Source organism: Corallococcus llansteffanensis (assembly GCF_003612055.1).
GTDB classification, from domain to species: domain Bacteria; phylum Myxococcota; class Myxococcia; order Myxococcales; family Myxococcaceae; genus Corallococcus; species Corallococcus llansteffanensis.
This window is the reverse complement of record NZ_RAWB01000516.1, coordinates 1-7,132: the sequence shown is the minus strand read 5'-3', so window position 1 is coordinate 7,132 and position 7,132 is coordinate 1. Positions and strand designations below refer to the sequence as shown.

The 7,132-nt window shown below is 70.7% G+C and carries 5 protein-coding genes; 1 reads left to right on the top strand and 4 read right to left on the bottom strand.

Features of this window, described 5'->3' with window-relative positions; genetic code table 11:
• Positions 1-838, bottom strand: an 838-nt coding sequence (gene glsA, locus D7V93_RS33755; RefSeq protein ID WP_120647295.1) for a glutaminase A, incomplete at its 3' end; no start/stop codon positions are given.
• Positions 839-1,131: 293 nt separating this feature from the next.
• Between glsA and D7V93_RS33750 the strand changes: the two genes are divergently transcribed.
• On the top strand, positions 1,132-1,806 hold the full coding sequence (locus tag D7V93_RS33750; protein WP_158623926.1) for a DUF481 domain-containing protein: 675 nt from the start codon (positions 1,132-1,134) through the stop codon (positions 1,804-1,806).
• 10 nt (positions 1,807-1,816) lie between these two features.
• Here the strand turns inward: D7V93_RS33750 and D7V93_RS33745 are convergent, their stop codons facing one another.
• The 3 genes from D7V93_RS33745 to D7V93_RS33735 form a co-directional block, all read right to left on the bottom strand.
• Positions 1,817-3,379, bottom strand: coding sequence for a leucyl aminopeptidase (locus D7V93_RS33745; RefSeq protein ID WP_120647293.1), 1,563 nt, complete (start codon positions 3,377-3,379; stop codon positions 1,817-1,819).
• Positions 3,380-3,561: 182 nt separating this feature from the next.
• Positions 3,562-4,653, bottom strand: a complete 1,092-nt coding sequence (locus D7V93_RS33740) for a Rieske 2Fe-2S domain-containing protein (protein ID WP_120647292.1) — start codon at positions 4,651-4,653, stop codon at positions 3,562-3,564.
• Positions 4,654-4,736: 83 nt separating this feature from the next.
• The coding region (locus D7V93_RS33735; protein WP_279636973.1) for a heavy metal translocating P-type ATPase at positions 4,737-7,132 on the bottom strand (2,396 nt) is incomplete at its 5' end.

Sequence of the window (7,132 nt, the reverse complement as noted above, 5' to 3'; positions counted from 1 at the left end):
TGCCGCCACCAATGCCACTCTTGCCCGGCATCCCCACGTCGTAGAGCCAGTCTCCGGAGGTCTCGTACATCCCCGCCGTGGCCATCACCGCGAGCGCGTAGTGGCAGACCTCCTCGTCGACGACCCGCTTCCCGGTGAGCGGGTTGACGCCTCCGTCCGCCAGGGTCGCACCCATCACGGCGAGCTGCCTGGCCGTCACCGCCAGCGAACACTGCCGGGTGTAGAGCTCCGTCGTCAGGACCGGATCCGTGTCCAGGCGGCCCAGACCGTGCAGCAGCCAGGCGAGCCCCTGGTTGCGGTGGTGGGTCTTCGACGCGGAGGCATACACCTCTTCGTCGAGCGCGAGTCGACCGCCAGCGAAGAGGGACAACCCCTCATGGATGAACCGCCACCTGGCTTCTGGACTGTCGCCTGGAACGAGGCTCGTCGTCGCCAGCGCGCCTGTGTTCACCATGGGGTTCGTGCGCCCGTCCGGGCTCTGGTCGATCGCCATGGCCGAATTGAACGGCAGGCCGGTGCCATTGACTCCCAGCTTGCGCCGGGCCACCTCCGGGCCCAGGGCCTGGCAGACCAGGGCGAAGAGGAATGGCTTTGAGACGCTCATGATGGCGAACGGATGGTCCACGTCTCCCACCCCGTGGCTGCTGCCATTGATGCCCGCCACACACGCGCCGAAGAGCTGGGGCTTCACCCTCGCCAGCGCGGGGTAGACCTGGGAGCACTGTCCCTCCGTGTTCCCTTTGTGGCGTTGGTATGCCTCATCCACCAGCTCCCGGACCCGCTCCGGAGAGGGGAGCTGACCGGTGGAGATGAAGGGGGCCTCGCCTGTCGTGTCCATTCGTGGCGGCTCGCTGTCTCTTGGAATGGGTAGGAAACGTGGGTCTCCACCCGGTGTCTGTCAATGCCGGGTTGGGTGCAGCACGGCGCGACCGACCGTGGGACCGGTTGATGATGACTGCCCCCACCATCAGCTTCGGCGACGCGTGGGCATGCCCCGCTCCTCACTCCTCCGGGGTCCCCATGTCCCTCTCGCTTCCGCTTCTCCTTGCCGTGCTGGCCCAGGCGCCGGAGTCAACTCCTCGGCAAGAGGAGGAAGCCGGCCCGTGGACAGGCTCCGCGGCGCTCTCGTTCATGCTGCTCGCCGGAAACAGCAGGGCGCTGTCGTTGACCGCGGATGGTCTGGCCGAGTACCGCACGAAGGTCTGGGTTGCGACCTTCATGGTGGATGGCGTCCTGGATACCGCCGACTCCGGCGAGGATGACGACAGCAGCGAGGACGTCGTGGCGGAGGCGCTCTCGGTGTCCGTTCGCGGTGAGCGGCGGTTCACCCCGCTGCTTGGCGTCTACGCACTCGTCGACGCGAAGACCGACCATCTGTCCAGCGTCGAGTTGCGCCTGGATGGGGAGGCAGGCATCGCGTTCACCCTGCTCGAGCGCGACACGAAGTACGCAGAGCAGCAGCTGCTGCGCGTAGATCTGGGCCTGCACTACTCGAACGAGGCCCGGTTCCAGTATTTCGAGGACGAGCAGGACCTCCCCAACGTGGACCTGCTCGCTCCAGGCGCGAGGTTGACCCTCTACTACCCCGTCAACGAGAGGGTGAAGTTCACCCAGTACCTGGAGTTCTTCCCGAACATCCTGGGCGATACCCGGTTCCTCGTCGAATCCACCAGCAAGTTTTCGACATACATCACGCACCGGCTGGCGCTCAGCACGAACCTCGAGGTGGGGATCGACACAGCGCCCGCCGCAGGGAAGGCCGTCGCGGACCTGGCCCTTACCCTGGGCGCTGAGTTCGAGTTCTGAGTTCGCCAGGTCAGTGGCGGGTTTCCCTTGGGGCACTGAACGCGAGGAGGAACTCGATGAGCAGGCGCGTGCCGTAGCCGGTCGCGCCCTTGGAGCGCCACGACTTGTCGGTTTCGACCCTCGAGGTTCCAGCCATGTCGATGTGCGCCCAGGGGATGCCCGCGACGAACTCCTCCAGGAAGAGGGCCGCGGTGATCTGCCCCGCGTTCACCCCGCCGACGTTCTTGAGGTCCGCGACCTCCGAGTCGAGCTCCTTGCGCAGGCGCCTGTCGAGCGGGAACTGCCACACCGTCTCGTCGGACTTCTCAGCCGCCGCACGCACCTGGTCGACCACCCCCTGATGGTTGCCGATGACGCCCGCGTTGTCGTTGCCAAGGGCCCGCTCGCAGGCCCCGGTGAGCGTGGCGATGTCGAGGATGGCGTCGGGTGGCGGCTGCTCCTCCGTCGCCAGGACCAGGCCGTCCATCATGACCAGCCGGCCTTCGGCATCGGTGTTCAGGACCTCGATGGTCTTGCCGCCCCGGGCCGTCAGGACGTCGCCGAGCCGCATCGCCTTGCCCCCCGGCATGTTGTCGGTGCACATGAGATACCCCGTGACCGACGACCTGGCGCCGAGCGAGGACAGCGCCGACATGGCGGCCAGGATGGCCGCGGCGCCGGACATGTCTGTCTTCATCGCGGCGTGGACCAGGTCGTTCGGCTTCAGGCCGAGCCCTCCCGAGTCATACATGATGCCCTTGCCGACCAGCGAGACGCGGCCGACGGCCGCGATGGGCTGCCCTCGGGCGTCCTTCGGCTGGTAGGAGAGCTTGATGAGTCGCGGAGGCTCGGCGCTCCCCGCGTTCACGCCGAGCATGCCGCCGCAGCCGAGCTTGGACAGGGCCTTCTCGTCGAAGACCTCGATGTCCAGACCCGACGAGGCCGCCACGACGCGAGCAATCTCTTCAAAGCGGCGGGCGGTGAGCAGCGTCGCCGGTGCGTTGGAGAGGTCGCGGGCAAGCTCGGCGGCCCGGGCGGTCACCCGGCCGCGTTCGACGCCGCGCTTCACCTCTTCGAGCGGAAGTGACGACGACAGGAGGGTGAGGGCTTCGAGCGGCGGCTCCTGCTGGGACGTGCGCTTGAGGGGGCGGTAGCGGTAGCGCGCCAGGAGGACACCCTCGACGATGGCCTGCGCCGCGACGTCGGGCGCGATACCACCGAGGTCCGGCAGGGTGACGACGAGGTGGGCGTAGTGGCCTCCCGCCCGGGCGAAGGCAGCAGCGGCGTGCCGGAGGGAAGCCACGTCGCGCTCGGCCTCTGCTCCGATGCCCACGACCACGAACGCAGGTCCGGCCGCGCGTGGAATGACGAGGGCCTGGCCGACCTTGCCCTCGAAGCCGGCGGCCGCGAGCTGGGTCCGATTCAGCCCGACCTCCCGCGGAACCTCACCCTCGACTCCGACGGCGATGCCGATGCTGCCAGCACCCTTGGGGAGGGACTGCGAGACTTGGATCTGGGTCGCCTCGAGTTCGTCCACCGAGGGGGCGGGATGGAAATCAGACACGGCTTCCGCATGGAACGTTGGAAAAGTCATGGCTCTGTCCTCAGGTGCCGCGCCAACCCGGCACTCATTTTCGACCTCGCGAAAAGGTATTCACCGGAGGATCAGCGCCAAGACGGGACTCTGGAACGGCGAGCCCTTCTTCGACTGGCTGCGCATGGACAGACAATGCCCGGTTCAAGACCCGCGCATCGTCCGGCTGTCTGGCATTGGGGCTACGTGCGCATGCGCACGCGCGTCTCGTGCACCGTGTCCGGGAGCGGAGAGGTCCGCTCGCGCTCCTGGGCGCGCATGAGGCGCAGGATGCTGGGCCCCAGCACGTCGATCTCGGTGGAGGCGTAGGCCTCCGTGCCGAAGCGGCGGATGGAGTCCGTCTGCTTCGCGAGGATGCGCGCGTCCTGCCCGAAGATGTGCAGGCCCACCGGCAGGACGAACGGCAGCGCGGCCTTGAGCAGGAAGCGGGGCACCGGCAGCTTGAACGTCACCACCGCGTACACGAGCGTGTCCCAGTCCCCCACCGGCGTCATCGCGGAGGTGACCAGGATGTGGCTCCGCTCGCCGATGCGGTACTCCACCTGCGCGATGGACGGCATCAGGAAGCGGTCGAAGTGCTGCACCACGCCGCCGCCCGGCGCGAGCAACCTCCCGACGAGCCCCTTGGGCGCGGGCTCGCCCAGGTACTCCGCCTCCACCTGCTCCGCGCCCCGGCGCACCACCACGTCAATCTCATTGCGCTTCTCCGCGGTGCGGAACAGGCCGCCGTGGAGGAAGGCCGTGTGCGGCACGTCCAGCGTGTTCTCCAGCACCGCGTGCAGCGAGCCCGGCGCGCGCAGCACCCGGCGCACGGTGGTGTAGTCGCCCGCGTCCAGCAGCGGGAAGCGGAAGGGCTCCGTGGTGGGCTCCACCCCGGGCGTGGAGTAGACCCAGACGAAGCCGTCCTGCTCGCGCGCCGCGTACGCGGTGGCGCAGCGCGACTTCGCCTCGGGCTCGCCCACGAGGCCGGGGATGAGCCGGCACTGGCCGCCTTGATCGAAGCGCCAGCCGTGGTAGCCGCACTCGAGCTGGCCGCCCTTCACGCGCCCCAGGGACAGCGGCACGTTGCGGTGCGGGCACCGGTCCACCAGCGCGCCGGGCTTGCCGCCCTCTCCCCGGAACAGCACCAGGGGCGTGCCCTGGAGCGTGCGCGCGATGGGCTTGTCGCCCAGCTCGCGCGACGCGCAGAGGATGAACCACGAGTGCGGCAGTTTGACGACGGAGATGTGGCTGCTGGACGCACCGGCGGTGCGCCCCTCCTCGCGGGCGTTCATCCGCCCAGTCTAATGGGCCCGGGCTTTCGTGCACGCCCCCCTTCGGGCGGGCAGGTCGGCGGCGCGCCGGGCGGGCTCCAGGCTCAGGGCCCCAGCCGGCGCAGCCGCAGGGCGTTGGCGATGACGGACACCGAGGAGAGGCTCATGGCCGCGCTCGCGAACAGCGGGCTCAGGAGCAGGCCGAAGGCGGGGTACAGCACGCCCGCGGCCAGGGGCACCCCCAGCAGGTTGTAGACGAAGGCGAAGAAGAGGTTCTGGCGGATGTTGCGCAGCACGCCCCGGCTCAAGTGGCGCGCCCGCGCGATGCCTCGCAGGTCACCCTTCACCAGCGTCACGCCCGCGCTCTCCATCGCGATGTCCGTGCCCGTCCCCATGGCGATGCCCACGTCCGCCCGCGCGAGCGCCGGGGCGTCGTTCACCCCGTCGCCCGCCATCGCCACCACGCGCCCCTCGGCTTGGAGCCGCTTCACCGCGTCGCCCTTCGCGTCCGGTTGCACGCCCGCGATGACGTCGGTGATGCCCAGCCGGCGCGCCACCGCGTGCGCCGTCGTGGGGCTGTCGCCAGTCAGCATCACCACGCGCAGGCCCTCGGCCCTCAAGAGCGCCAGGGCCTCCGGCGTGGAGGCCTTCACGGGGTCCTCCACGCCCAGCAGGCCCGCCGCGCGACCGTCCACCGACACCAGCACCACCGTCTGGCCCTCCTCCCGCAGCGCCTCGGCCCGCTTCGTCAGCGCCTCCACCTCCACGCCGAGCGCCCGCATCAGCGCCGCGTTGCCCAGCGCGACGTCGTGCCCATCCACGCGTCCACGCACGCCCTGGCCCGGCTGGGACTGGAAGCCCTCCACGCCTCCGGGGGTGAGGCCCCGCTCGCGCGCGCCCGCGACCACGGCCGCCGCCAGCGGGTGCTCGCTGCCGCGCTCCAGGCTCGCGGCCTGGCGCAGGAGGACGGCAGGGTCCACGCCCGGCGCGGGCTCCACCGACACGAGCCGCGGCTTGCCCTCCGTGAGCGTGCCCGTCTTGTCCACCACCAGCGTGTCCACCGCGGCCATCCGCTCCAGCGCCGCCGCGTCGCGGATGAGCACGCCCATGCGCGCGCCCTGCCCCGTCCCCACCATCACGGACATGGGCGTGGCCAGCCCCAGCGCGCACGGGCAGGCGATGATCAACACCGCCACCGCGTTGACCAGGGCATGCGCGAGCCTGGGCTCCGGGCCCCACACCGCCCAGACCCCGGCCGTCACCACCGCGACGGCGATGACCGCGGGCACGAAGACTCCGGCCACCCGGTCCGCGAGCCGCTGGATGGGGGCGCGCGTGCGCTGGGCCTCGGCGACGCGCTGGACGATGCGCGCCAGGAGCGTGTCCTTCCCCACGCGCTCCGCGCGCATCACCAGCGAGCCCGTGCCGTTCACCGTGCCGCCCGTCACCTTCGCGCCCGGGCCCTTCTCCACCGGCACCGGCTCTCCGGTGACGAGCGCTTCATCCACCGCGCTCGCGCCCTCCAGCACCTCGCCGTCCACCGGCACCTTCTCGCCGGGGCGCACGCGCAGCCGCTGGCCCACGTGCACCTGGGACAGCGGCACGTCCTCCTCGTGGCCGTCGTCCGCGATGCGCCTCGCGGTGGCGGGGGCCAGGGACAGGAGCGCGCGCAGGGCGCCAGACGTCGCGTGGCGCGCTCGCAGCTCCAACACCTGCCCCAGCGCCACCAGCGTGAGGATGATGGCCGCGGCCTCGTAGTACACGGGCGCGGTGCCTCCATGGCCCGTGCGCGCGCCTTCAGGCAACAGGTGCGGGAACAGCGTGGCCGCCCCGCTGAAGAGGTACGCCGCGCCCGCGCCCAGCGCGATGAGCGTGAACATGTTCAGGTGCCGGTTGCGCACCGAGGCCCAGCCCCGCTGGAAGAACGGCGCCCCGACCCAGAGCACCACGGGCGTCGCCAGCGCGAGCTGCGCCCACAGCAGCGCCGCTGGAGACAGCGCGTGCCGCACGGGCACCATGTCCGACATGCCCAGGAGCATCAGCGGCACGCTCAGCACGAGCCCCACCCAGAACCGCCGCGTCATCGAGCGCAGCTCCGGATCCGGCTTCTCCTCCACCGTCACCGTGCGCGGCTCCAGCGCCATGCCGCACTTCGGGCAGGTGCCGGGCCCGTCGCGCACCACCTCCGGGTGCATGGGGCAGGTGTACTCGACGCGCGTCTCCAGTACGGGCGGTGCCTCTGGCTCCAGCGCCATGCCGCACTTCGGGCAAGCCCCGGGCGCGTCCTCGCGCACCTCCGGGTCCATGGGGCACACGTAGACCGCGCCCGTCTTGAGTGGCGGTGAGACCTGGGGATGGAGGAAGCGCTCGGGGTCCGCCTGGAAGCGCAGGCGGCACTTCTCCCCGCAGAAGGACCAGGTGTGGCCTTCGTGCGCCCACTGCCCTCCTCGCGGCGCGTGGGGGTCCACCGTCATGCCGCACACGGGGTCGATGGCAGGCC